The organism is Neobacillus sp. GCM10023253 (assembly GCF_042653105.1).
Classification (GTDB): Bacteria; Bacillota; Bacilli; order Bacillales; family Cytobacillaceae; genus Neobacillus; species Neobacillus citreus.
On record NZ_JBHSHV010000003.1, the window covers coordinates 62,199 to 84,945 of the forward strand.

General features: G+C 41.9%; 23 protein-coding genes. 12 read left to right on the top strand and 11 right to left on the bottom strand.

Features of this window, described 5'->3' with window-relative positions; all coding sequences use genetic code 11:
• The first annotated feature begins 244 nt into the window (after positions 1 to 244).
• Positions 245 to 3,742 carry a helicase-exonuclease AddAB subunit AddB gene (gene addB, locus ACFPA1_RS00650; protein ID WP_378580854.1) on the top strand — a complete coding sequence of 1,166 codons (3,498 nt, stop codon included), beginning with the start codon at positions 245 to 247 and terminating at the stop codon, positions 3,740 to 3,742.
• Positions 3,735 to 7,511 carry a helicase-exonuclease AddAB subunit AddA gene (gene addA, locus ACFPA1_RS00655; RefSeq protein ID WP_378580855.1) on the top strand — a complete coding sequence of 1,259 codons (3,777 nt, stop codon included), beginning with the start codon at positions 3,735 to 3,737 and terminating at the stop codon, positions 7,509 to 7,511. The genes addB and addA overlap by 8 nt, the downstream gene beginning before the upstream one ends.
• Positions 7,512 to 7,558: 47 nt before the next feature.
• Here the strand turns inward: addA and ACFPA1_RS00660 are convergent, their stop codons facing one another.
• The 7 genes from ACFPA1_RS00660 to ACFPA1_RS00690 all read right to left on the bottom strand — a co-directional run bounded on the left by ACFPA1_RS00660 (position 7,559) and on the right by ACFPA1_RS00690 (position 9,894).
• Entirely contained in the window at positions 7,559 to 7,777 is a 219-nt protein-coding gene (locus tag ACFPA1_RS00660) for a spore germination protein (RefSeq protein ID WP_213141047.1), read from the bottom strand.
• 73 nt (positions 7,778 to 7,850) lie between these two features.
• Positions 7,851 to 8,069, bottom strand: coding sequence for a spore germination protein (locus ACFPA1_RS00665; RefSeq protein ID WP_213141046.1), 219 nt, complete (start codon positions 8,067 to 8,069; stop codon positions 7,851 to 7,853).
• A gap of 42 nt (positions 8,070 to 8,111) precedes the next feature.
• Positions 8,112 to 8,501: a spore germination protein GerPE gene (locus ACFPA1_RS00670; protein WP_213141045.1), complete on the bottom strand. Its 390-nt coding sequence runs from the start codon at positions 8,499 to 8,501 to the stop codon at positions 8,112 to 8,114.
• Entirely contained in the window at positions 8,494 to 8,688 is a 195-nt protein-coding gene (locus ACFPA1_RS00675) for a spore gernimation protein GerPD (protein ID WP_213116658.1), read from the bottom strand. Before ACFPA1_RS00675 ends, ACFPA1_RS00670 begins: the two co-directional genes overlap by 8 nt.
• Positions 8,685 to 9,296 carry a spore germination protein GerPC gene (gene gerPC / locus ACFPA1_RS00680; protein ID WP_213141044.1) on the bottom strand — a complete coding sequence of 204 codons (612 nt, stop codon included), beginning with the start codon at positions 9,294 to 9,296 and terminating at the stop codon, positions 8,685 to 8,687. The genes ACFPA1_RS00675 and gerPC overlap by 4 nt, the downstream gene beginning before the upstream one ends.
• A gap of 119 nt (positions 9,297 to 9,415) precedes the next feature.
• Complete coding sequence (locus ACFPA1_RS00685) at positions 9,416 to 9,655, bottom strand: spore germination protein GerPB (protein WP_213141043.1); 240 nt, start codon at positions 9,653 to 9,655, stop codon at positions 9,416 to 9,418.
• Between the two features lie 17 nt (positions 9,656 to 9,672).
• On the bottom strand, positions 9,673 to 9,894 hold the full coding sequence (locus ACFPA1_RS00690; RefSeq protein ID WP_213141042.1) for a spore germination protein: 222 nt from the start codon (positions 9,892 to 9,894) through the stop codon (positions 9,673 to 9,675).
• Between the two features lie 193 nt (positions 9,895 to 10,087).
• Here ACFPA1_RS00690 and ACFPA1_RS00695 point away from each other — a divergent pair, with 193 nt between their 5' ends.
• From ACFPA1_RS00695 to ACFPA1_RS00705, 3 genes are all read left to right on the top strand, one after another.
• Positions 10,088 to 10,447 carry a YisL family protein gene (locus ACFPA1_RS00695; RefSeq protein ID WP_213141041.1) on the top strand — a complete coding sequence of 120 codons (360 nt, stop codon included), beginning with the start codon at positions 10,088 to 10,090 and terminating at the stop codon, positions 10,445 to 10,447.
• Between the two features lie 103 nt (positions 10,448 to 10,550).
• A complete protein-coding gene (locus ACFPA1_RS00700; protein WP_213141040.1) occupies positions 10,551 to 10,823 on the top strand; it encodes a ubiquitin-like small modifier protein 1 in 273 nt (90 codons plus the stop codon).
• A gap of 1 nt (position 10,824) precedes the next feature.
• Positions 10,825 to 11,097, top strand: a complete 273-nt coding sequence (locus ACFPA1_RS00705) for a hypothetical protein (RefSeq protein WP_378580859.1) — start codon at positions 10,825 to 10,827, stop codon at positions 11,095 to 11,097.
• Between the two features lie 47 nt (positions 11,098 to 11,144).
• Here ACFPA1_RS00705 and ACFPA1_RS00710 read toward each other — a convergent pair whose 3' ends face one another.
• On the bottom strand, positions 11,145 to 12,974 hold the full coding sequence (locus ACFPA1_RS00710; protein ID WP_378580861.1) for an aldehyde ferredoxin oxidoreductase family protein: 1,830 nt from the start codon (positions 12,972 to 12,974) through the stop codon (positions 11,145 to 11,147).
• Positions 12,975 to 13,193: 219 nt separating this feature from the next.
• Between ACFPA1_RS00710 and ACFPA1_RS00715 the strand changes: the two genes are divergently transcribed.
• The gene (locus tag ACFPA1_RS00715; RefSeq protein ID WP_213141037.1) at positions 13,194 to 14,222 is read left to right on the top strand and encodes a ThiF family adenylyltransferase; all 1,029 of its coding nucleotides are present in this window, start codon (positions 13,194 to 13,196) and stop codon (positions 14,220 to 14,222) included.
• 30 nt (positions 14,223 to 14,252) lie between these two features.
• Here ACFPA1_RS00715 and ACFPA1_RS00720 read toward each other — a convergent pair whose 3' ends face one another.
• Complete coding sequence (locus ACFPA1_RS00720; RefSeq protein WP_213141036.1) at positions 14,253 to 14,816, bottom strand: DUF2777 domain-containing protein; 564 nt, start codon at positions 14,814 to 14,816, stop codon at positions 14,253 to 14,255.
• 223 nt (positions 14,817 to 15,039) lie between these two features.
• Between ACFPA1_RS00720 and asnB the strand changes: the two genes are divergently transcribed.
• Together asnB and ACFPA1_RS00730 are read left to right on the top strand one after the other, a co-directional pair.
• A complete protein-coding gene (asnB, locus tag ACFPA1_RS00725) occupies positions 15,040 to 16,887 on the top strand; it encodes an asparagine synthase (glutamine-hydrolyzing) (protein ID WP_213141035.1) in 1,848 nt (615 codons plus the stop codon).
• Between the two features lie 81 nt (positions 16,888 to 16,968).
• Positions 16,969 to 18,342, top strand: coding sequence for an alpha-amylase family glycosyl hydrolase (locus ACFPA1_RS00730; RefSeq protein WP_213141034.1), 1,374 nt, complete (start codon positions 16,969 to 16,971; stop codon positions 18,340 to 18,342).
• 31 nt (positions 18,343 to 18,373) lie between these two features.
• On the opposite strand, the gene ACFPA1_RS00735 is transcribed toward ACFPA1_RS00730, so the two are convergent.
• Complete coding sequence (locus ACFPA1_RS00735) at positions 18,374 to 18,865, bottom strand: YajQ family cyclic di-GMP-binding protein (RefSeq protein ID WP_213141033.1); 492 nt, start codon at positions 18,863 to 18,865, stop codon at positions 18,374 to 18,376.
• Positions 18,866 to 18,978: 113 nt separating this feature from the next.
• Here ACFPA1_RS00735 and ACFPA1_RS00740 point away from each other — a divergent pair, with 113 nt between their 5' ends.
• Positions 18,979 to 19,842: a S1 RNA-binding domain-containing protein gene (locus tag ACFPA1_RS00740; protein ID WP_378580864.1), complete on the top strand. Its 864-nt coding sequence runs from the start codon at positions 18,979 to 18,981 to the stop codon at positions 19,840 to 19,842.
• 72 nt (positions 19,843 to 19,914) lie between these two features.
• Complete coding sequence (locus ACFPA1_RS00745) at positions 19,915 to 20,046, top strand: DUF3941 domain-containing protein (RefSeq protein ID WP_213141031.1); 132 nt, start codon at positions 19,915 to 19,917, stop codon at positions 20,044 to 20,046.
• Between the two features lie 30 nt (positions 20,047 to 20,076).
• Here ACFPA1_RS00745 and ACFPA1_RS00750 read toward each other — a convergent pair whose 3' ends face one another.
• Positions 20,077 to 20,937 (bottom strand): DegV family protein, encoded by an 861-nt coding sequence (locus ACFPA1_RS00750; RefSeq protein WP_213141326.1) that lies wholly within the window; start codon positions 20,935 to 20,937, stop codon positions 20,077 to 20,079.
• Between the two features lie 111 nt (positions 20,938 to 21,048).
• Here ACFPA1_RS00750 and ACFPA1_RS00755 point away from each other — a divergent pair, with 111 nt between their 5' ends.
• A complete protein-coding gene (locus ACFPA1_RS00755) occupies positions 21,049 to 21,891 on the top strand; it encodes a YitT family protein (protein ID WP_213141030.1) in 843 nt (280 codons plus the stop codon).
• 93 nt (positions 21,892 to 21,984) lie between these two features.
• Entirely contained in the window at positions 21,985 to 22,674 is a 690-nt protein-coding gene (locus ACFPA1_RS00760; protein ID WP_213141029.1) for a BsuPI-related putative proteinase inhibitor, read from the top strand.
• The last annotated feature ends 73 nt before the right edge of the window (positions 22,675 to 22,747 follow it).

The following is a 22,747-nucleotide window of genomic DNA, read 5'->3' on the forward strand; positions in this document are numbered from 1 at the left end:
ACCCCGCAGGCGCCAGAGGCGCTGAGGAGGCTCCCCGGCACGCCCGCGGAAAGCGAAGTGCCTGGAGCGCCAATCAACAGACCCCTTCGACAGCCTAACACTTGTAAACTATCGTATTTTTTGCCTTCTAAAGCTTAGTTTTACCATTTTTGGCTTTAATCTATCACTGGCTATTGCAAACGTTTGTGCTTCTTTTATGATAAAATGGAGGATACGTAAAGTTGCAGAGGATGGAGGGGAATACATGTCATTAAGAATGGTAATCGGGCGGTCAGGAACCGGCAAAACGGCCATGTTTTTTAATGAAATTACCAGCAGCCTTTCGGAGAACCCTGAAGGAAAGCCGATTATATATATTGTTCCTGAGCAAATGACCTTCATGTCTGAATATCGTTTAGCAACAGACCCTAATATTGGTGGGATGATTCGGGCCCAGGTATATAGTTTTCCGCGCTTGGCATGGAGAATCCTGCAGGAAACAGGCGGGATCAGCCGGATGCATTTAAGCACTGTCGGCATGAGTATGCTAATCCGTAAAATCATCGATGAAAAGAAGGAACAGCTGAAACTGTTCAATCGGGCAGCAGATAAAAACGGTTTTATTCAGCAGGTAGAGCAAATGATTACGGAGCTTAGGCGGTATTGTGTCAGCCCTCAGGATCTTGCCCTAGGTTCATTCAGGATGGAAGCGGAAGGTTCTTCGGCTTCAAAATCCCTGCAGGATAAATTGAGTGATGTGGAACTGATTTATCAAAGGGTTGAGGATGAAATCTTCGGTAAATATTTGGATTCCGAGGATTATTTTCGACTGCTTTCCGAGAAAATTTCCTCCTCCCACTATTTAAGAGATGCGGAAATTTATATTGATGGTTTTTACAGCTTTTCTCCCCAGGAATATCAAGTGATAGCGGAGTTAATGAAGCGATGCAGGAGAGTTTCGGTTGCATTGACAACTGATTCCATTAAGGTTGATTCCGGACCGGATGAACTAGACCTGTTTCGTGCTTCGAGCGAGGCTTGTTTTACAATCAATGAGATAGCAAAAATCGAAGGGATAGCAATCGAGCAGCCTGTTATTCTTAAAGGATCAAAAAAATGGTCTGGGAGCGTCTTAAGTTACCTGGAGGAACATTTTGATGCCAGGCCTGCTGCGCCATATCATGAAAAAGCAAATTTAAACCTATTCCAAGCGGCTAACAGAAGGGCTGAAATTGAAGGAATTGCCCGTGAGATTCGTGATTTAGTTCGATTAAAAGGATATCGCTGGCGTGATATTGCTCTATTGGTTCGAAACGGCGGGGAATATCATGAACTAGTGGAACCCGTGTTTACCGACCATCAAATTCCCTTTTTTATTGATCAAAAACGGACGATGCAAAGCCATCCGCTTGTTGAATTGATTCGTTCTACGCTTGAAGTCATCAATTCTTATTGGCGCTATGACCCGGTCTTTAGGGTAATAAAAACAGAGCTAATCTATCCGCTTCAGGAAAACCCCGTGAAAATGCGTGAACGAATGGATAGGCTGGAAAACTATTGTTTAGCTTACGGAATAAATGGAAGCAGCTGGACGAAAAAGGATCGCTGGACTTATCGACGTTACCAAGGACTAGATGTAGAGCGAAATGTTCAAACAGATGCTGAAAGAAACATGGAACAAGAACTGAATGAGCTGAAGCTTATGATAACAGCTCCTATTCTTCGGCTTTCGAGAAGATTGAAAAAGTCAGATTCAGGCAAAAAGTTTTGTGAGGCTATTTATTTGTTTTTAGAAGAATTAGATGTTCCGGCTAAGCTTGAGAAATGGAAGATAGCTGCGGAAGAAAAGGGGAATCTGGTAAAGGCACGGGAGCATGAGCAGGTTTGGAATGCCGTCATCGATCTCCTTGACCAGTATGTGGAAGTTTTGGGTGAGGAGCCTGTTTCCTTAAAATCATTTGCAGCTATTTTGGAGGCAGGTTTTGAATCCATGCATTTCTCCCTAATTCCGCCGGCCCTTGACCAGGTTTTAGTCGGTGATTTGGAGAAATCGCGGCTGAATGATGTCAAAATTGTCTTTGTTGTTGGCGTGAATGAAGGTGTTCTGCCGGCGAAAATCGCTGACGAGGGGATTCTTTCAGACGAGGATCGGGAGCTGCTTGCAGCCGGCGGCATAACAGTTGCGCCAAGCAGCAGAATACGCTTGCTGGATGAAAACTTTATTGCCTATAAAGCCTTTACCGCCCCAACAGATATGCTTTATATCAGTTATCCGCTTGCAAATGATGAAGGAAAAGCGCTAATTCCTTCTTCGTATATTAAGAGAATAAAAGATATGTTTCCGGAGGTTATTGAACGGCTGCTGCTTGTCGACCCTTCACAGGTTTCAGAAGAAGAGCAGCTGAACTTTGTGTCTAATACTGGTGCTACTCTTTCATACCTTAATGCCCAGCTTCAATTGAAAAAGCGGCATTATGGGATTCCAGACCTTTGGTGGGATGTTTATAACTTTTATATGGATGGCCAGTGGAAAGACAGGGCGCAAAAGGTATTTTCCAGTCTTTTTTATGCCAATCAAACTGTAAAATTAGCTAGTGAAACAGCTGATAACCTGTATGGGGAAACGATTCAGGCCAGCGTTTCAAGAATGGAGCTTTACAACTCGTGCGCCTTTTCCCATTTTGCTCAACATGGGCTGAAGCTAAAGGAACGGCAAATTTTCCGCCTTGAAGCCCCGGATATTGGGGAGCTGTTTCATGCGGCCTTAAAGCAAATTGCAGACACAGTTACTGAACAAAATTTATCATGGGCAAGCTTATCGAGAAAACAATGTGAGGAGCTTTCGAAAGATGCGGTTAAAAGCCTGGCACCTAAGCTGCAAAACCAAATCTTATTAAGCTCGGAGCGCCATCATTATATTAAACGAAAGCTGGAGCAGATTATTACCCGGGCTTCCGTGGTTTTGAGCGAGCATGCGAAGGTAAGCGGCTTTTCGCCAATTGGCTTGGAACTCGGCTTTGGCCGGAATGAGAAGCTTCCTCCTTTATCGTTCACATTAAAAAATGGCAAACGGATGGAGCTTGCAGGAAGAATTGATCGGGTTGATCAGGCTAAAGCCGAAGACAACAGCATCTTTTTGCGGGTCATTGATTATAAGTCGAGCGAAAAGGATGTCAATTTAACTGAAGTCTATTATGGACTTGCCCTTCAGATGCTAACCTATCTTGATATTGTTATGACCCATTCAAATGAATTAGTCGAGATGAAGGCAAGCCCGGCAGGTGTGCTCTATTTCCACGTGCATAACCCGTTTGTCCAGTCGACGAAAATGCTGACCATAGACGAGATTGAAAAGGAAATCATGAAAAAGTTTAAAATGAATGGATTAATGCTTGGCGATCAGCAGGTCATCCAACTCATGGATCAAACGCTTGAATCAGGTGACTCGCAGATTATCGCTGCCGGAATCAAGAAGGATGGACAATTATCAAAAAAATCAAAGGTTGCGAGTTTACAAGATTTTGAGGATCTAAAGGATTATGTTCGCAATTTATATCAGAAAACAGGAAATGACATCATGGAAGGCCATACGGATATTGCGCCATATAAGTTAAAGGACAAAACACCATGTACTTTCTGCGCATTTAAATCTGTCTGTCATTTTGATGAATCGATTGAAAACAATCATTATCGTATTCTTTTCCCGCGTGCCAAGGATGAGGTACTCGAGTTAATCAGGAAGGAGCTGCATGAGAATGAGTAAAATCGTTATTCCTAAAAAGCCTGAAGGCGTAACCTGGACGGATGACCAATGGAAAGCCATTCAGGCGCGTGATAAGGACATTCTTGTTGCGGCTGCAGCGGGTTCGGGTAAGACGGCAGTGCTGGTTGAAAGAATGATCCAAAAAATCCTAGCTGAAGAAGCCCCCATCAATGTCGATGAATTACTCGTGGTTACATTTACGAATGCCTCCGCGGCGGAAATGCGTCATCGAATCGGAGAGGCATTGGAAAAAGCAATTGACAATGACCCGGCTTCAAGGCATTTAAGAAAGCAGCTCAGCCTGTTGAATAAAGCATCCATATCAACACTGCATTCTTTTTGTATGGAGGTCATCCGCAAATATTATTATCTGATCGATGTCGACCCTGGTTTCCGAATTGCGGATGTCACAGAAGCTCAGCTGCTCCGGGATGAAGTGTTGGATGAATTGTTTGAAGAGGAATATGGGAAAGAGAATAATGAGGCATTTTTTAGATTAGTAGACTCCTTTACAAGCGACCGCAGTGATGCCGCCTTAATGGAAATTGTGCTGTCCATTTACGATTTTGCCCGGGCAAATCCTTCACCGCAAGGTTATTTGCAGTCACTTGTGGATATGTATGACGTTTCTGCTGTAAAAAATATCGAGGAGCTGCCCTTCGTGGAGTTACTTCTCTTTGATATTGAGCTTCAATTAGAGGCTGCCAGGGATATGATTTTAAAAGCTTTAGAAATTGCCAAGCTGCCGGGTGGTCCGGCTCCCAGAGCGGAAAATTTTCTCGAGGACCTGCAGCTAATTGACTCTTTGATGCTGTCAAAACAGGAATCCTGGACTGTTCTCTATGACGCTATGCAAGCATGGTCATTTTCAAGAGCGAAACAAGTCAAAGGGGACTCTTTTGATAAAGAATTGACGGAAAAGGCTCAAAAGCTTCGGGATAAAGCGAAGAAAAAGCTTCAAGATTTGAAGGATGAACTTTTTTCGCGAAAGCCTGATAGCTTTTTACGGGATATGGATGAAATGAAGCCGCTTATTCAAACAATCGTCAGTCTTGTAAAAGAATTTTCTGTTCGCTTTGAAAGTGTAAAAAAGGAAAAAGGGCTTGTCGATTATGCGGATTTGGAGCACTATTGCCTTGATATATTGACAGGTGAAATTACAGTAGAAGGGGTTTTTCATCCTTCAGAGGCAGGACTTGCCTACCGGCGTCATTTTAAAGAGGTGTATGTGGATGAGTATCAAGACACCAACATGGTTCAAGAAACGATTTTAAAGCTTATCGCTAAAGAGGACGAGGCCGAAGGCAATTTATTTATGGTCGGGGATGTAAAGCAATCCATCTATCGCTTTCGGTTAGCAGAACCCAACCTGTTTCTTTCAAAATATAATCGATTTCGGCTCGATGGGGAAGCTTCGGGATTAAGAATTGATTTAGCCCGCAATTTCCGGAGCCGTAAGGAAGTCCTTGATGCGACAAACTATATTTTCAAACAAATCATGGGTGTAAAGGTTGGGGAAATTGAATACGATGAAGCTGCTGAATTGAAAAAAGGAGCTCCCTATCCTGAGGAAGAGCCATTTCCTGCTGAGCTGATTCTGATTGACCAAAATCGCGATACTGATGGACCAGAATCGGCAGGGGGGATTGATGATGATGCTCAGCCTGCTGAATTCGATCAGAGCGATCTTGAACAATCACAGCTGGAAGCCCGGACGATCGCGGCCAAAATAAAGGAATTAGTGGAAAATAGGGCTCAAGTGTATAATCCAAAAACGAAGTCAGGCCGGCCGGTTATGTATCGGGATATCGTCATTCTTCTTCGTTCCATGACATGGGCTCCACAGATAATGGAGGAATTCAAGCAACAAGGGATACCAATTTATGCTAACCTATCAACTGGTTATTTCGAGGCTTCAGAAGTGGCCATTATGATGTCACTGCTGCGAATCATTGATAACCCGTTTCAAGATATTCCATTAGCGTCAGTGTTGCGGTCGCCGATTGTGGGCTTGAACGAGGAAGAGCTGGCGCAAATCCGATTATGCAGGAAAACCGGATCATTTTGGGAGGCTGTTCATTCTTTTTGTATGAGTAAACCCGCTGAACACTCTGAATCCTTTTATGAAAAAGTTCGGCACTTCTATGATTTATTGAAGGAATGGCGCCCTGTGGCGCGGCAGGGCTCGCTTTCAGAGCTTATATGGCAGCTATACCGCGATACCCATTTTTATGACTTTGTCGGCGGCCTGCCGGGAGGAAAGCAGCGTCAGGCTAACCTTAGAGCTTTATATGACAGGGCGCGGGCCTATGAAAAAACATCCTTTCGCGGTCTATTCCGCTTTTTACGCTTTATTGAGCGCATGATGGAGCGAGGCGATGATCTTGGGGCTGCAAGAGCACTTGGGGAGCAGGAGGATGTTGTCAGGGTCATGACCATCCACAGCAGTAAAGGGCTGGAATTTCCAGTAGTTTTCATGGCGGGAATGGCCCGAAGCTTTAACATGGCGGATATACGCAATCCATATTTACTTGATAAAGAATATGGGTTTGCATCTAAATATGTTAATCCGGAAAAGCGAATCTCCTATCCGTCTCTGCCGCAAATTGCCTTTAAGCGTAAAAAGAAAATGGAGATGCTGGCTGAAGAAATGCGTGTATTATATGTGGCCATGACAAGGGCAAAGGAAAAGCTGTATTTGACAGCCACACTAAAAGATGCCAGCAAGAAAATCGATCAGTGGAACGACTCCGCTAATCATCTGGATTGGCTGCTGAAGGACTTTGAACGGGCTTCTGCCTCAAGCTATATAGACTGGATCGGGCCGGCTATAGTCCGTCACCAGGACAGTGGAGTATTAAAGGCTGTAGGTGCGGCAATTGACCTGGTTCCTGAGGAAATTACCCAGCATCCTTCCTCCTGGAAAATAGCCATTGTGCATGCAGATGAAATTCAAAACCAAGTAATCGCTCAGGAGAAAGAAGAAAACCACTATTTAGATTTAGTCATGTCAGGGAAAAAAGTTCCCCAGTCCTCTGCACTCTCTGATGAGATTGCAGCCAGACTTTCATGGGTATATCTGTATCCAGAGGCTTCTGTTCATCGCTCAAAGCAATCGGTTTCGGAGATTAAACGCTTCTCGGAACTTAAGGATGAGCAAAGCGGTACAGACCTTGTCCGCCGAATGAAGAAACCGATTCTGAAGCGGCCGAGGTTTATGCAGGAAAAATCGATTACACCTGCGGAACGCGGGACAGCCATGCACATGGTCATGCAGCATCTTGATTTGACTAAACCTGTTCAAGCGGAAAATATTACTGAAAAGATTTACTGGATGGTTAATAATGAATTATTAACACTTGAACAGGCAGAAGTAATTCCAGTTGAGTTAATTGTTCAATTCTTTCAAACGGAATTGGGAAGAAGATATTTTCAAGCAGCTGCGATCCATCGAGAAGTTCCCTTTACGCTTGCCTTGCCGGCAGGGGAGGTTTACCCTGATTGGAAGAATGAAGAAGAATCCGTCTTTGTCCAAGGAATCATCGACTGCATTCTCGAGGATGAAAGGGGTCTTGTCCTCATCGATTATAAATCAGATGGAATTACCGATAGGTTTAAAGGCGGGTTTGAACAGGCAAAACCAATTCTTGAAGAAAGATACAAAGTGCAAATTAATTTATATACAAAAGCAATCGAACAAATTTGGAAAAGAAATGTAAGCGAGAGATATTTATTTTTCTTTGATGGTGCCCATATTTTAAGGCTTTAATAAAAATAAAAAATGACATAAACCTAATTTGAAGGTTTATGTCATTTTTAGTTGTTCCCGACAATCGGCTGGTCAAGCAGCTTTGTATCAACCACATTGGTCCCGCTAAGGCCATTATTGGCTATCACAATTCCACCAGTATTAAACCCACCAGAACCCGCGGCTGTTTTCGAGACAGCTTTTGGCGAAATATATACGGTATCTCCAAATTGCACGATTCCGTCGCTAACATTTATAATACTAACTGGTCCTATAATTGCCGGCATCTTAAAACATCCTTTGTAAATTGACTAAATTGACTTAAAGTCAGAATAGGGTTTTAACGCAAATCTGTCATTTTTAATTGTTCCCAACAATTGGCTGGTCAAGCAGCTTTGTGTCAACCACATTGGTCCCGCTAAGGCCATTATTGGCAATCACAACTCCACCAGTATTAAACCCGCCAGAACCTGCAGCTGTTTTCGAGCCGGATTTTGGTGAAATATATACGGTATCTCCAAATTGCACGATTCCGCCGGAAACATTAACAATCTGAACTGGTCCTATAATTGCAGGCATTTATAACATCCTTTGCAAAAAAACTTGTTGAACGCGTATCTCTTACCGCAGTTCCTCTTCATGCCCATGCGGAAGGAGCTGCCGGATATGTTTTACACGTGCTTCCATTGAAACATTCCTCGTATTACCGACATTCAGTACGGAGGCATTGGAAATTCCTACGATATCTATTTTCTGAACCTTTATAACAGGATTGAAATGATGCGACCTGATGGATATGTTTTCATTAATCGGCAGAAACGGAATCGGTTTTGTCGTTACCGGAAATGAAGGAGTATTCCCTTCTTGACCATAAAAGATTTCCGCTTCTCTTTGAATGGCAAGAGCCCGAGAGAATGCATCTAAAATGCAGGAATCACCCACCTGAATAATGGAGGAGAAAGAGACAACCTTTGCACCTAAAAAATCAACTTTAGATATTCGTTCAAGCATAACCTGGAGTCACATCCGGTGCAAGCGGAACGAAGGGGCCGATGATTAAGGATTCCGGAGGAGTATCAAAAGCACTTGCCAGCTGGATGGTTTGAGTATCGCCCACCATGACCAATGAAGAGCTTGCAACCCCGGTGATTTTAATATTCCCTACACAAATATCCCGGTTATAGACTTCAAAAATCATTCCTTGTTCATCCCTTTCATATTATCAGGTATATTTTGCAGAAAAACGAATACGCCATTTTGTATTTCCTTTTTTATAAGTTCTATAATTTGTTCCTCCATTGTATTTACATCAATTGTCCGGTCTTGGCTTAACGCCTTAAAATGAAAGTCAATCCTGTTCGGAAGCTGTTTCATAATATCATCCCGAATGAAGCTAAGATAGGATTCATTTGGCGGGATAGCCAGCTGATTTTGGGCTTTTTCAATAATTTGCGGCAAATCTGTTTCTAAATATTGATAAATAGCCTCTTCTAATTTCATTGTTCTTTGCATGAGATCCTGGGGTGGAATTGGCGCCTTAGGAGATTGATTTTGAACCGCAAAATCCTCAATCCCGGAAAGGTCACCCGGATTTAACCCAATCGTTAATGTTCCTTCAAGTGTTTCCACCTTTAACTGGTCAAATTTGTATTCAATTCTCTCCACATTGATAGGCGGCTTTTCATTTAACTTTTTGATTTCATCCTTCATTTGTTGAATAGACCTTTCTAATGAAGCAATTCGATTTTCCTGTTCCTGAACACTCCGAACCAGCCATTGAATATATTGGTTCATATCCTGATACATATATCTCACCTCACTAGAAAATTACTTTTTCCTGTTAAGTAAATATATGCAGCAGCAATAGAATTCTGGTTGTTATTTTACAAGAATGCTTATCTTTAAAGAATTTCAGTCATTTTCTGCTACTGGACTGGAGCTTGCAGCGGAACAGCCGGGGCCAGAGATAGTGGGGATATAGTCGGGCTTACGACTTCACCGGGTTTAATAGCAGTTGGAGCCGGCTGTGTAAATCCGCCAGTATTGCTTAAATAGGCGGCTGATTTAATGATCCCGGCACTGCCAATTTGTAAGATAGAAGAATTGGTGATACCGCCGATTTTGATATAATTGATGTGAATGGATTGTTGAATAAAAAAATTCATAATACCCCACCCATTCATTACATATTAAAGGCAGTTGCTTGATCAATTAGCTCTGGATCGTACGTATTTGTGGAACTCATTCTGTTATTAACATCCAATCTTTCACCGGTATTAAAGGATCCAGCCCCAGAGAATGTTTTCGCAGCTGCGAATGGCATAATCTTATAAACATCGCCAATGTGAAAAACAGAGCTGTTACCCAGTGTAATGACTTGCGCAACTCCAACGATGGCTGGCATAAACAACACCCTTATGTTTTATTTGGTCTTTACCATTTTATGTTTGGGCTCATATAATGTGATAAAAAAGCCCAAATAATCTTATTATCGTGATTTTTATTCAAATAAGGCTCTTACCATTCCTTTTCTTCGTTTTTTTCATTTCCCTATGGTATGATAGACAGGATAACAATACATAGGAGGCAGTTATTATATGATTCACGGTCACGTTACCGCTTGGGCGTTAGCTCTCATTTTGTTTTTTGTGGCCCTTTCCTTGCATTCGAGCGGGAAGGCAAAAGGGGCAAAAATTGTGCAAATGATTTTAAGGGTGCTTTATCTTGTTATCATCGCAACTGGTGTAGGTCTACTATTCATGCTGTCAAATATCAGCGTGTTGTATATTTTAAAAGCAGTTGTCGGGCTTTGGATTATCGGCCTTTTTGAAATGATTCTCAGCCGCGCAGCAGCTAAGCGAAAAACTTCAGTATTTTGGATTCAGTTTGTAATTGCATGGGCCCTTGTTTTATATTTGGGTTTTGTCGAACTGCCAATGTCCATTCTAAACCCTTAAAATTTTTAAGCTGTCGGATCGTTCCGATGGCTTTTTTAGATAATAGGATGACAACCAGGTGTTTTTCTTTTAATATTTTAATAAATAGAGAGGAGTGGAGCCGGTGATTGTGAAGGTATTTGCTAACCTAAGAGAAATTTGCGGCGGTGTATCTGTAAATGTATTGCCTGAAGGAGATCGGGTTATTGACGTTCTTGATAAATTGGTGGAAATGTTTCCTGCACTAAGGGAGGAAATTTTTACAGAGGAAAAAAAATTGCGGCAATTTGTCCATGTGTTCATCAACGGCAGAAATATCATCCATCTTGATGACCTGGAGACAAAAGTAGTGGATACCGACCAGTTCGCCTTATTTCCGCCCGTTGCTGGTGGATAATATGCTGGTAAAAGAGTTAGAGTTTCGCGGCATCCGTAAAGAACATCTTGGAATGTATTTCGAGGAACTTGGCGCAGAAAAGGTGACGGATTTCTTCCCATATACATATTCAGCAGAATGCTGGACGGGTCAGATCCTATCAGAAGAAATCATATCCATTACGTCAACTTTTAAGGTGAATGCTGTTTTTGTTCGTTTTAGTGCAGAAAGTGCGAGCGCCCTTGAAGAACTAATCAAAAAATATCGATATAAAACCTCCAGGGTAGGAGGTTAAGAAAAGAGGCTGTCTCAAAAAGGAGTCAGCCTCTTTTAAATGAACTATTAAACTAATTGACCCTCATGGTCGATAATCCCTAATTCACGAAGTTTTTCCTCTGGTACAATTCCATCTTTCCATCCGCGTACCTCGTAGTATTCTTCAAGCATGATATCCATGCGGCTGACAAATCCAGCACTATTTCCTGATGCCGGTTCCTCCGTAAAGCGTTTTGGAAGGAAATCGTTTTCTCTCTTGTTAAAGCCGGCAAGGTTATTATAATAGCGTTCAAGATTGTAAATTCTTTCCCCTGCCTTCATGACATCTTCAGCTGTGAGTGAAATACCGGTCATCGCACTATATTGCTCGGCATAATGCTCAGCATTTTCAGAGAAGGAGGAGAACTTACAAATATCCATGGAATCACCAAAGGCCAGCATATCCTGGAATACCTTTAATAATTCGCCTTTTCCTTCTGGCTTTAAGCGGTCGGTAGGCTCCGGAATTCCGGCAATCTCACTTGCCACGGTATAACCGCGCAGGTGACAGGCACCACGATTGCTTGTTGCATACCCAAGACCAATACCCTGAATGCCGCGTGGGTCATAGGCTGGGATGGACTGTCCCTTAACGGACATGGATAATTCAGGTGCTCCAAAATGGGCCGCAGCGCGGGCAGGACCTTCGGCAAGAATGCCGCCCAAACCTTCACGAAGAGCAATCTTTCTAGTCAGCTCAATCATCGCATCTGCATCGCCCCAGTTGAGCTTGTCGGTAATAATCCCTTTTTCGTAAGCTTCCATTGTTACTGAAAACGCATGGCCAAGCTCAATGGTATCAAGACCGTACTCATTGCAGCGGTCAATTAAGTAGGAGATGGCTTCGGAATCGCTTAATAAGCAGTTGGAACCAAGTGACCAAGCAGATTCAAACTCGATGCTTTCGACCCGCGTCTTATACTTGCCATCCTTTACTTCGACTTCAATTTTACAACCGACTGGGCAGGCGTGGCAGGTGTTGTTGGCAACACGAAGGTGTGTGTTTACATACTCACCGCTATGCTTTTCGGCTTCCTCCCAATGAGTGAATTGGGAGTTCTTTGTTGGAAGCGCGCCAACCTCATTGATGATATTGGTTAATACGTTCGTTCCGTATACGGATAAACCGCCTTTATTTGGAGCGGTCAACCCGCCATCTAAGATCGCTTTAACCGCCTTTTTGTTGGCTTCTTTATATTCGTTTTCAAGCTTTGGCGCCGGCATATTGCCTTTTTGGACCGCTTTAATGACAATCGCTTTTAATTTTTTATAACCAGCAACCGCTCCTGTTCCGCCGCGTCCTGCGGCCCGGTCATGCTCGTTGATGAAGCATGAGAAGCGGACGGTATTTTCACCGGCCTGGCCAATGGTCATGACACTCAGGTCCTTCTCCCCATATTGGTCCTTCATCGCTTTAACAAATTCTCTGGCGCTTGTTCCCCACAGGCTTGAGGCGTCGCGAAGCTCGGCTTTGCCTTCTTCGATGTAGAGGTAAACAGGCTGGTCACTTTTCCCTTTGATGAGAATATTATCGACACCTGCCCATTTAAGGCGTGCTGCTGTCCATCCCCCCATGTGAGAATCTGTTACGGTTCCTGTAAGCGGGGATTTTGTGACAACACAAAGGCGTCCGCTCATCGAGGAGCGTGAACCTGTAACAGGACCAGTCATGATGCAAAGCAGGTTCTCAGATGAGAGCGGTTCCACATCGGGGCCGTTATCTAAAACATATTTGACGCCAAGCCCCCGTCCGCCAATATACTTTTTTGCATCTGATTCGTTGATAGTTCTGTAATCAATGGTACGAGATGATAAATCGACGACTACTTCTTTGTTTTTAAAACCACCTAAATTCAAGCTAATTCCCCTCTTCCTATTAAAATGTATAGCAACATCTCTTATTTTTATATATTTTTTAATAAGAGATTTCTCCCAAAAATTATCTTTAAATCCAATATTTATTGTATCATTTTTACAATATTTTTAAAATTAAAATTTACGTGATAGTAGGAGATTATTAATTTGATAAAATAGAAATAATGGTGATTCATTAATTTGTAGAAATGGGGCGGTTGGATGAGTAACTTGGAGCGGTATTCGAGACAAATTCTGTTTCGGGCCATTGGGGAAGAGGGACAAAAGAAATTGCTGGAAGCCCGAGTGGTTGTGATCGGAGCAGGTGCGCTTGGGACGGTTATTGCGAATCATCTAGTTCGCTCAGGTGTCGGTTATCTTAGGCTGATTGACCGGGATGTGGTGGAGCTGTCCAATCTCCAGCGGCAGACGCTATTTGATGAAGAGGATGCGGAATTAAATCTTCCAAAATCGATTGCCGCGCAAAAAAGGCTGAATAAAATTAATTCATCCGTCAAGGTTGATGCGGTTATTGCCGATGTTAATTTGGATAATGCTGAAGAGCTGATAAGTGGGATGGATATAATTGTGGATGGAACGGACAATTTTATGACCCGTTTCTTGATCAATGATGTGGCCATTAAGTATGGCATTCCTTGGGTTCATGGGGCCGCTGTCAGTTCAAGAGGAATGTTTGCCGTCATCAAACCAGGGATTACTCCTTGCTACCGCTGTCTATTTCCAGATGTTCCGGAAGGATTGGGGGAAACCTGTGATACAGTTGGCGTTCTTTCTCCGTTAACAGATATTATCGGTTCCTTTCAGGCGATGGAAACCATCAAATATCTAGTTGATGCAAAGACGACTCCTAATCTTGAACAAATCGACATCTGGGATATGACGACGATGCAAATGGATATTTCACAGGGGCGAAATCCTAATTGTCCGGCCTGCGTGGAAAGGAGATTTGACTTTCTGGACCGCTCCTCGGAGCATCAGGCATCTTATACATCTCTATGCGGGCGGAACACAGTGCAGGTCAATCCCAGAAGGAAACGGGAGCTAGATTTAAATAAAGTTCGTGCAAGGCTTGTAAACAGCACTCAAGCAGCGGGAAATGACTTTCTCGTCCGGTTTTCCCCCGAAGAAGGGATCTCCATTGTCATATTCAAAGATGCCAGGGTCCTGATCCATGGAACCAATGACATTGTCAAAGCAAAATCACTTTATGCAAAATATATCGGAGAATAAATAAAAGAGGCTGACCACAGCCTCTTTTATTTATGAAATCATTTTTTCAATGATTAATCGCTTGCCAGTGTTAATTGTAAACTCAAACCGGTCATTGACCTTTTCATAATAATAAAAATGATGCTGCACATTGCAAATGAGCTCTTGATTATCAAAAACCATAAAATTGACCCCATCTTTACGATTCTCATCCGAAAGAAAGGACAAATGATTATAACAGTAAATACAGTCATAAATGGAAAATTCTAAAGAATTCAAGGTCGTCACAAATTGGAAAAAGGCATCATCATTAATTCCATCTAAAAGTCGTTCGAGAGAGTAGATTAAATGCTTCCTAATTCTTACAGTATCATGGTCTCGCAGCATCGTTACTTCGTTTCCAATTCGGATATTGCCTGGTTCATACAATATTCCCTTTTTCCAGCGGTTCATCCGGAAGATTTCAATTTCCTGGTGAAGAAATTCCTCCAACATAGAGGCTTCCTCTGTTTCCTCATCAAAAAATATCCATTGACCATTTATTTGTTCAACGGTCCCTTCTGTATAAGACCGCTCCTGAATATCGTATAGATGGATTCGTTGTTGTCGATTCATTGTTAACCTCCATGCCAGATGCTTTCATTTTCCTTTTTTGACATCTTAAAGGGATTTTATAACCTCAACTATTTTTTAAAAAAACTATTTTACGTAAGTATATAGACAAACTGACCGATACCATTTCTGTTATGGACAATTAACCAATTCATTTGGGCTGAATAGAATAATCACCATCTAAGCAGTGAATTAACTGCAATAACAGAGAGGAGTACAAAATTACATGTGTGGCATATCAGGATGGATTGATTTTAAAAAATGGGTTGGAAAAGAACACCATGCAATTGAAAAGATGACGCAAACATTGGCAAAAAGAGGTCCTGATGAAACAAATCTATGGACAGATACACATGTAGGTTTCGGTCATAAGCGGCTGATCGTCGTTGACCCTGCTGGGGGACGTCAGCCCATGTCCAAACAAAAGGATGGCTCAACATATACAATTTGCTACAATGGAGAATTATACAACACCGAAGATTTGCGCAAAATTCTCCTTACTAAAGGATATTCTTTTAATGGTCATTCTGATACAGAAGTACTGTTAACTGCCTATATAGAATGGGCGGAAGAGTGTGTGAACTATTTAAATGGGATCTATGCCTTTGCGGTTTGGGATAGCAAAAAAGAGCAGCTCTTTATCGGACGCGACCGATTGGGGGTAAAACCGTTATTTTACAAAGAACATAAGGATGGGGTGTTGTTTGCATCAGAGTTAAAAGCTATCCTTGCCCACCCAGAGGTGAAAACAGAGATTACTCATGAAGGTCTGGCAGAGGTTTTAGGTGTTGGGCCATCGAGGTCGCCAGGATCTGGTGTTTTTAAAGGGATTAACGAATTAAGGCCGGCACATGCTCTTACCTTTTCCAAAAACGGCTTGAAAATTTGGCGTTATTGGAATGTAAAAAGCGAGGAGCATAAGGATAATGCGGAGGAAACAGCGGAAAAAGTACGTTTCTTAGTCAGCGATGCCATCACAAGACAGCTTGTTTCGGATGTACCCTTATGTACCTTATTGTCAGGAGGACTGGATTCGAGTATCATTACAGCCATTGCCGCGAAAGGTTTAGAAGAGCAGGGGAAAGGGCAGCTTCAAACGTATTCGATTGATTATGAGGGAAATCAGCAATACTTTACTGCGAATGAATTTCAGCCGGATTCCGATGAAAAATATATTAATCTCATGACAGATACGTTTCAAACGAAACACCATAGTGAAATTATTTCACAGCAGCAATTAGTTGATGCATTAGCGGAAGCCGTTCACGTTCGGGATTTACCAGGTATGGCCGATATAGACTCTTCCTTACTATGGTTTTGCAGACAGATAAAAAAGGATTTTGTTGTTAGTCTGTCGGGTGAATGTGCGGATGAAATTTTTGGCGGCTACCCATGGTTTCATCGCAAGGAAGATTTAGAGCGCCCAGGCTTTCCGTGGATGCGTTCAGTTGAGTCAAGGGAAAATTTATTAAAGCCGTTTTGGAAGGACAGGTTAAATTTACGTGAATATAGCTTGGAACAATATCGTCAGGCCATCTCCGAAACGCCTAAATTAGAAGGGGAAAGCTTGGAGGAATCAAAGCGAAGAGAGTTATTCTATATAAATATGATATGGTTTATGACCACTTTGTTGGATCGGAAAGACCGAATGAGCATGGGGGCAAGCCTTGAGGTCAGAGTCCCATTTGCAGACCACCGTGTAGTAGAATACGTTTGGAATATCCCGTGGGAGATGAAAATGTACCGCGGCAGGGAAAAAGGACTTCTGCGTAAGGCCTTCGAAGGCATTTTGCCTGAGGAAGTATTGTACCGTAAAAAAAGCCCTTATCCAAAAACACATAATCCTGAATATACGAAGGCCGTTCAAAATCAGATGCTGGCTATTTTACAGGATAAGTCTTCAGCTATTCATGAATTTTTTGACAAAGAGCAATTGGAAAAACTGACTCAATCTGGAGGAAACTCGTTCAAAGAGCCTTGGTTTGGCCAGTTGATGACAGGACCGCAATTATTAGCCTACTTTGTTCAGCTTCATACATGGTTCAAGGATTACAATATCAATATCGTAAATTAAATTTGGAATAAAAACTTAATTAGATTAAAATGGATGTAGGGAAGAGGGAATCCTCTTCTCTTTTTATGAGGAGGAAGCTAGATGAAAAGGATTATACTCATTTTAATCGCCATTTTACTTGGGGTTTCGTCACCGGCCTATGCAAATGTAACAAAAGAAAATCGACAGTGGCAGGATGAAACCATTTATTCTATCATGATTGACCGGTTTAATAACGGGAATACCCAAAATGATTTCGATGTGGATACAAAGAATCTCGAAAAGTACAATGGCGGGGATTTTCAAGGAATTATCGATAAGCTTGATTACATAAAAGACATGGAATTCACGGCAATTCGCCTGACTCCAATTTTTGATAACAGGGAAAATGGTTATCACGGTTATTGGGTGAAGGATTACTATAAAGTGGACGAGCATTTTGGAACAATGAAAGATTTCGAGAAGCTTGTCAACGAAGCACATAAAAGGAAATTGCGGGTAATAATTGATTTTCCTGCAAATTCAGAGGTAAAGGGCGAAAATTTAATTGATGCCGCCACATGGTGGGTTAAGAAAACGAATATTGATGGATACAGCCTCCCTGAAGTCAATAAAGTTCCAATTAGCTTTTGGCGGGAGTTTTCGGCTGCTGTTAAGCAGCAGAAAAAAGATTTTTTATTGATGGGAGTTTCATCTGGAAACACAGCTGATGACTTGGAAGTTTATCATGAAGCGGGAATTGATAGCTTATTTGATTATAACGAGAGTGAACAGATGCGGCAGGTGTTTGCCACTACAGACCGCTCCTTTCAATCGATTCGTCCTGCAGGGGACAAGCAAAATCTAGATGCTCATTTTTTTGATAATGAATTTACCAAAAGATTTACTACAGATATAGTGGATGAAAGACAATTCCCTGGAGCCAGGTGGAAAACTGCCTTAACCTATCTTTATACGACGCCAGGTATTCCCGTTATGTATTATGGGACGGAAATTGCCTTGACGGGCGGAGATATTCCGGATAACCGCAGGCTGATGAATTTCCGGACGGAAAAGGATCTAATCGACTATATAACAAAGCTTGGTGAATTAAGAAATCAACTGCCTTCCTTAACTAGAGGAACGATGGAAATGCTCTATGAAAAGTCCGGAATGGCGGTTTATAAGCGTGTCTATAAAGGGGAAACATCGATAATTGCCATCAATAATACAAACAAATCCCAAAAGGTTACCTTAACTGGCGATCAAGTGGAAGGCGGCAAAGAGCTTCGCGGCCTCCTGGGCGGGGACATTGTCCGCAGCAGGGATAATCAATATATTCTAATTCTTGACAGGGACAATTCTGAAATATATGTATTGGCGGAAAAAACAGGGCTTAACCTGAAATTTATCGCTGCGGCAGTGATACCGGGGATACTGGCCATTTGGTTTCTACTGCTAGTTTTTAGACGGAGTAAAACGAATATTGTAGAATAAAGAGGCTGCCTAAGGACAGCCTCTTTTATTATTACCGATAATTTATAAATTGAACATCGATGGTGAGATCTGCTTCACGAACAAGGGAAATGATTTTTTGCAAATCATCTCGGTTTTTGCCACTGACCCGGACTTGGTCATCCTGGACCTGGCTTTTGACCTTCACCCCGCTATTTTTAATAATAGTGTTAATTTTTTTTGCATTTTCCTTATCAATGCCCTGGACAAGTTTGGCTCTTTGACGGACCGTACCGCCTGAGGCCTTTTCGATTTTACTATAATCAAGATTTTTAATCGGGACGCCCCTTTTAATTAATTTGCTGAGCAAAACATCTTTAAGCTGGTCCATTTTATATTCATCGTCAGAAATAAGTACCAATTCTTCTTTATCTAATGAAACTTCACTTTTACTTCCTTTAAAATCGTAGCGCGTACTAATTTCCTTCATCGTTTGTGTTATGGCATTAGTGACTTCTGAAAATTCAACTTTGGATACAATATCAAATGAGCTATCTTTTGACATGACAAAACCTCCGAATTTGCTAAAGTTTCCCTTTATGTCTACATTATAGTAAAATATAGCAGTTCAAACAACCTAAAGGAAAACTCCAAGATGGAAAAGGGGAGTATAAGATAATGGCAATAAAAGAACTTATAGGACAAACAACAACTTTAACGGTAGCCCGTCAAGCTGAATTCGGCTACTTTTTAACAGATGGAGAAGAAGATGTATTGCTTCATAATAATGAAGTGAATCGAGAGGTTGCGGAAGGTGACGAGATAGAAGTGTTTATCTATGTGGATTCTCAGGGACGTCCCGCGGCCTCCACAACGATACCTGAAGTGGCCGTCGGCCGCTACGCCTGGATAAAGGTGACAGATGTAAAAGAGGAGATTGGTGTCTTTTTAAATATCGGGTTAAAAAAAGACATTCTCCTTGGTGCCGAAGATTTACCAGTGCATAAATCGGTTTGGCCCAGGGAAGGGGATATGGTTTATATAACCCTAAGGGTCAACCGGAATAATCTTTTATACGCCAAGCTTGCCAGTGACCAGGTTATCCAATCAATTGCGGTGAAAGCATCGAGACAAGAATTTAATAAAAATGTGCAAGGGTATATTTACCGAACGGCCAAAGTCGGCAGTTGGCTTTACACTATTGAAGGCTTCAAAGGGTTCATTCATGAGTCGCAGCGTCGGATTGAACCGCGCCTGGGTGAGAAGGTTGAGGGGCGAGTCATTGATGTTAAGGAGGACGGAACGATAAACGTTTCCTTACTTGCCAGAAAACAGGAGTCCCAGGATTCTGATGCAGCCAAAGTATATGAATATCTGATGAGCAGAAATGGTGCCATGCCGTACAGTGACAAAAGCATGCCAGAAGACATTCAAGAGCGTTTTGGCTTAAGCAAAGCCGCCTTTAAACGAGCTCTGGGTAAGCTCATCAAAGAAGGAAAGGTATACCAGGAAGACTTTTGGACCTACGTCAAGAAGGAGTAGATTTTGGCGTACATACTCTTTTCCAAATTGACAGACACTATTAAGCGAAAGCAGATGGAAAGGGGTAAGGAAATGCCACACACATCCGATAATGATAAAAAGGCACAAGACAATAATGCAATGCACCATGAAAAAAATATGATGCGAGAAAAAAATCGCCAAGCAGGAAAAAATCAGTACTCAAAGAAAACAGATCATAAATAACAAAAAAACAGAGCTTTAAGCTCTGTTTTTTTACGAAGGAATTTTATTTAAGAAGAAAATGGAGATGGTCCCTGCTCCAGTATGGGCCCCAATTGCTGAGCCGATGGAGGAAATATAAACTTCTCTTGGCTGGAATTCCTCCTCAAGCATCGCTTTTACTTCTAGTGCCGTCTCTTCATTATCCGCATGGCTGATGCCAATAATCTGGTTTGACAGGTTCTCGCCACGTTCATATGCCAGTTCAATTAGGCGCCGGAGAACCTTTTTCTTACCGCGAATCTTTTCAATTGGAACCAGTTTGCCGTCTTCCACATTTAAAACCGGCTTAATATTTAATAAGCCCCCAAGAAATGCCGAAGCTTTTGAGACACGGCCGCCTTTAGCTAAATAATCCAAATCTTCAACCGTAAAAAGATGCTCCATATGGTTTGCTCTAAACTGAACATCCCTTAAGATTTCATCCTTTGCTGCATTTTGTGCTGCCAGTTTCGCTGCTTCCATCACAATTATGCCTTGGCCAAGAGAGGCACATTTGGTATCGACAATGGTTAAATTGAAATTTGGATATTTTTCCTTGACTTGGTCAAGAATCATAACAGCGGTTGAATATGTTCCGGATAGTTCGGATGAAAAGGCTATGTAAATTCCGTCTTCATTATTTTCCGCCATTTTTGTGAATACTTCCTCAAACAGAAGTGGTGAAACCTGAGAAGTTTTCGGTACTGATCCAGTCCGGATAGAATCATAAACCGCTTTCGGGTCTATGCTTTTGACATCTTCATATTCTTCACCGTTAATGAGGACCTTTAAGGGAAGTAATGTGACGTTGTTTTCTTCATAAAAACTTTTAGGTAAATCGCATGCGCTGTCAGCTAGTATTTTTACCTGCATGAAGCTCACCTCATTCAAAATCATATCATACTCGTTTTAAGTGTATCGGTTTCATATGGAAAAAACAATTAAATTGTTAAGGTTGAAGTAAAAATAAAGGGGGATTTATCAATGGTTTGGCAGGAAACAAAAAAAATCGTCATCGTTATTGTGGGTGCTTTTTTGACTGCCCTTGGAATGAATTTATTTCTTATTCCCGCAAATGTCTATTCGAGCGGTTTTACAGGAATTGCTCAGCTGCTTTCTAAAGTATTGACCGAATATACTCCGTTGAACATTTCAATGGGGGTCTTGCTGTTGTTATTAAATATTCCAGTTGCGTTTCTGGGATGGAAAAAGGTAGGGAAGTCCTTTACCATTTATAGTTTTCTTAGTGTTGTTCTTTCATCATTATTTCTGGAGCTTATTCCAATCCATCGTATGTCTCATGATATTTTGCTTAATGCTGTCTTTGGCGGCGTCATTATTGCGTCGGGCGTAGGGATCACCTTAAAATGGGGCGCCTCTACCGGAGGGCTTGATATTATTGCGATGGTGCTTTCAAGAATGAAGGATAAACCGATTGGTCCATATATGCTTCTCTTAAATGGCATTATTATTATTACGGCAGGTTTCCTGTATGGCTGGGAAAAAGCTTTGTACACGCTTGTTTTTTTATACACTTCAACAAGGGTGATCGATGCGATTCATACGAGGCATGCTAAGCTTACCGCGTTTATTATTACGAAAAATGCGGATGAGCTTAAGAAAGCGATTCATAAGAAACTGGTCAGAGGAATCACCATGCTTCCGGCGAAGGGTGCTTTTTCTAACGAAACAAAAGAAATGTTAATGATCGTCATTACGCGCTATGAATTATTTGATTTAGAGAGAGTAATTAAAGAAGTGGACCCCCATGCGTTTACAAATATAATTCAAACAACCGGAGTTTACGGTTTTTTTCGCAGAGACTAAAGGAAAAAGGAGCTCAATATGCGTATATTATGTTGTATAATGTTACTTTTCTTTCCGATGGTAATAAAAGCAGATGCAAATGGGGTGGACCAATTGGCATACAAATTTTATGTAATCCCAACAAGCATGCCTGAGCAATTAACGATCGAAATGTTTTTAAAAAATGAGGAGGATTTCCCGCTCCATTTTGAATTTCCCACTTCACAATTTTATGAAATTAAAATTTTCGATACTGCAGGCCGTGAAGTATATGACTACTCAAAAGGACGGTTTTTCCTTCAGGCGTTTCAAACCATCAGTCTTAAAGCCCATGGCAGCAAGAAGTGGCTTGAGACATGGGACTATCATTTTATGGGAAAAAGAGTTCCAGCGGGGGAATATACTATCCAAGCCGTTTTAAGGGCAGCAAGCTTGAACGGCAAGCCAATAACTGACCGCTCGAAACTGACCATAACGCATAAAACATATGTACCTGAGGAAAATGCTGTTTTCCGAAATATAAAGGTATCAGGAACAAAAGGAAACTACCGAGTCAGCGGAGAAGTAAAGTCACCAAGCAGGGTGGTTTATTATTCGGTGGAGGATGGGCATAGAGAATTCCTGAGGGAGCAAAAGCTTGATGTTGCTGGAAAAGGTGACCAGTGGAGACCCTTTAAAGTAGATATTCAGATTCCAGCTGAAAAGCTTCCAAACCATGGCGGTGTCTTTCTGAATTTTTACGAAAAAAATGCTGAGGGCGGAAGGAGTAATCCTTACCCTGCATTATTAGAAAGATTTGAATGAAAAAAGCGGAAGTCGCCTCCCAAGGTACTTCCGCTTTCCTCATTTACTGTCCAGCTTCAGCGCTTAGGGGCTC

Excerpts from the sequence above, each read along its gene's own strand:
- addB (WP_378580854.1), top strand. The coding sequence starts at position 245 with ATGTCATTAAGAATGGTAATCGGGCGGTCAGGAACCGGCAAAACGGCC.
- addA (WP_378580855.1), top strand. The coding sequence starts at position 3,735 with ATGAGTAAAATCGTTATTCCTAAAAAGCCTGAAGGCGTAACCTGGACG.
- ACFPA1_RS00660 (WP_213141047.1), bottom strand. The coding sequence starts at position 7,777 with ATGCCGGCAATTATAGGACCAGTTAGTATTATAAATGTTAGCGACGGA.
- ACFPA1_RS00665 (WP_213141046.1), bottom strand. The coding sequence starts at position 8,069 with ATGCCTGCAATTATAGGACCAGTTCAGATTGTTAATGTTTCCGGCGGA.
- ACFPA1_RS00670 (WP_213141045.1), bottom strand. The coding sequence starts at position 8,501 with ATGCTTGAACGAATATCTAAAGTTGATTTTTTAGGTGCAAAGGTTGTC.
- ACFPA1_RS00675 (WP_213116658.1), bottom strand. The coding sequence starts at position 8,688 with ATGATTTTTGAAGTCTATAACCGGGATATTTGTGTAGGGAATATTAAA.
- gerPC (WP_213141044.1), bottom strand. The coding sequence starts at position 9,296 with ATGTATCAGGATATGAACCAATATATTCAATGGCTGGTTCGGAGTGTT.
- ACFPA1_RS00685 (WP_213141043.1), bottom strand. The coding sequence starts at position 9,655 with ATGAATTTTTTTATTCAACAATCCATTCACATCAATTATATCAAAATC.
- ACFPA1_RS00690 (WP_213141042.1), bottom strand. The coding sequence starts at position 9,894 with ATGCCAGCCATCGTTGGAGTTGCGCAAGTCATTACACTGGGTAACAGC.
- ACFPA1_RS00695 (WP_213141041.1), top strand. The coding sequence starts at position 10,088 with ATGATTCACGGTCACGTTACCGCTTGGGCGTTAGCTCTCATTTTGTTT.
- ACFPA1_RS00705 (WP_378580859.1), top strand. The coding sequence starts at position 10,825 with ATGCTGGTAAAAGAGTTAGAGTTTCGCGGCATCCGTAAAGAACATCTT.
- ACFPA1_RS00715 (WP_213141037.1), top strand. The coding sequence starts at position 13,194 with ATGAGTAACTTGGAGCGGTATTCGAGACAAATTCTGTTTCGGGCCATT.
- ACFPA1_RS00720 (WP_213141036.1), bottom strand. The coding sequence starts at position 14,816 with ATGAATCGACAACAACGAATCCATCTATACGATATTCAGGAGCGGTCT.
- asnB (WP_213141035.1), top strand. The coding sequence starts at position 15,040 with ATGTGTGGCATATCAGGATGGATTGATTTTAAAAAATGGGTTGGAAAA.
- ACFPA1_RS00730 (WP_213141034.1), top strand. The coding sequence starts at position 16,969 with ATGAAAAGGATTATACTCATTTTAATCGCCATTTTACTTGGGGTTTCG.
- ACFPA1_RS00735 (WP_213141033.1), bottom strand. The coding sequence starts at position 18,865 with ATGTCAAAAGATAGCTCATTTGATATTGTATCCAAAGTTGAATTTTCA.
- ACFPA1_RS00740 (WP_378580864.1), top strand. The coding sequence starts at position 18,979 with ATGGCAATAAAAGAACTTATAGGACAAACAACAACTTTAACGGTAGCC.
- ACFPA1_RS00745 (WP_213141031.1), top strand. The coding sequence starts at position 19,915 with ATGCCACACACATCCGATAATGATAAAAAGGCACAAGACAATAATGCA.
- ACFPA1_RS00750 (WP_213141326.1), bottom strand. The coding sequence starts at position 20,937 with ATGCAGGTAAAAATACTAGCTGACAGCGCATGCGATTTACCTAAAAGT.
- ACFPA1_RS00755 (WP_213141030.1), top strand. The coding sequence starts at position 21,049 with ATGGTTTGGCAGGAAACAAAAAAAATCGTCATCGTTATTGTGGGTGCT.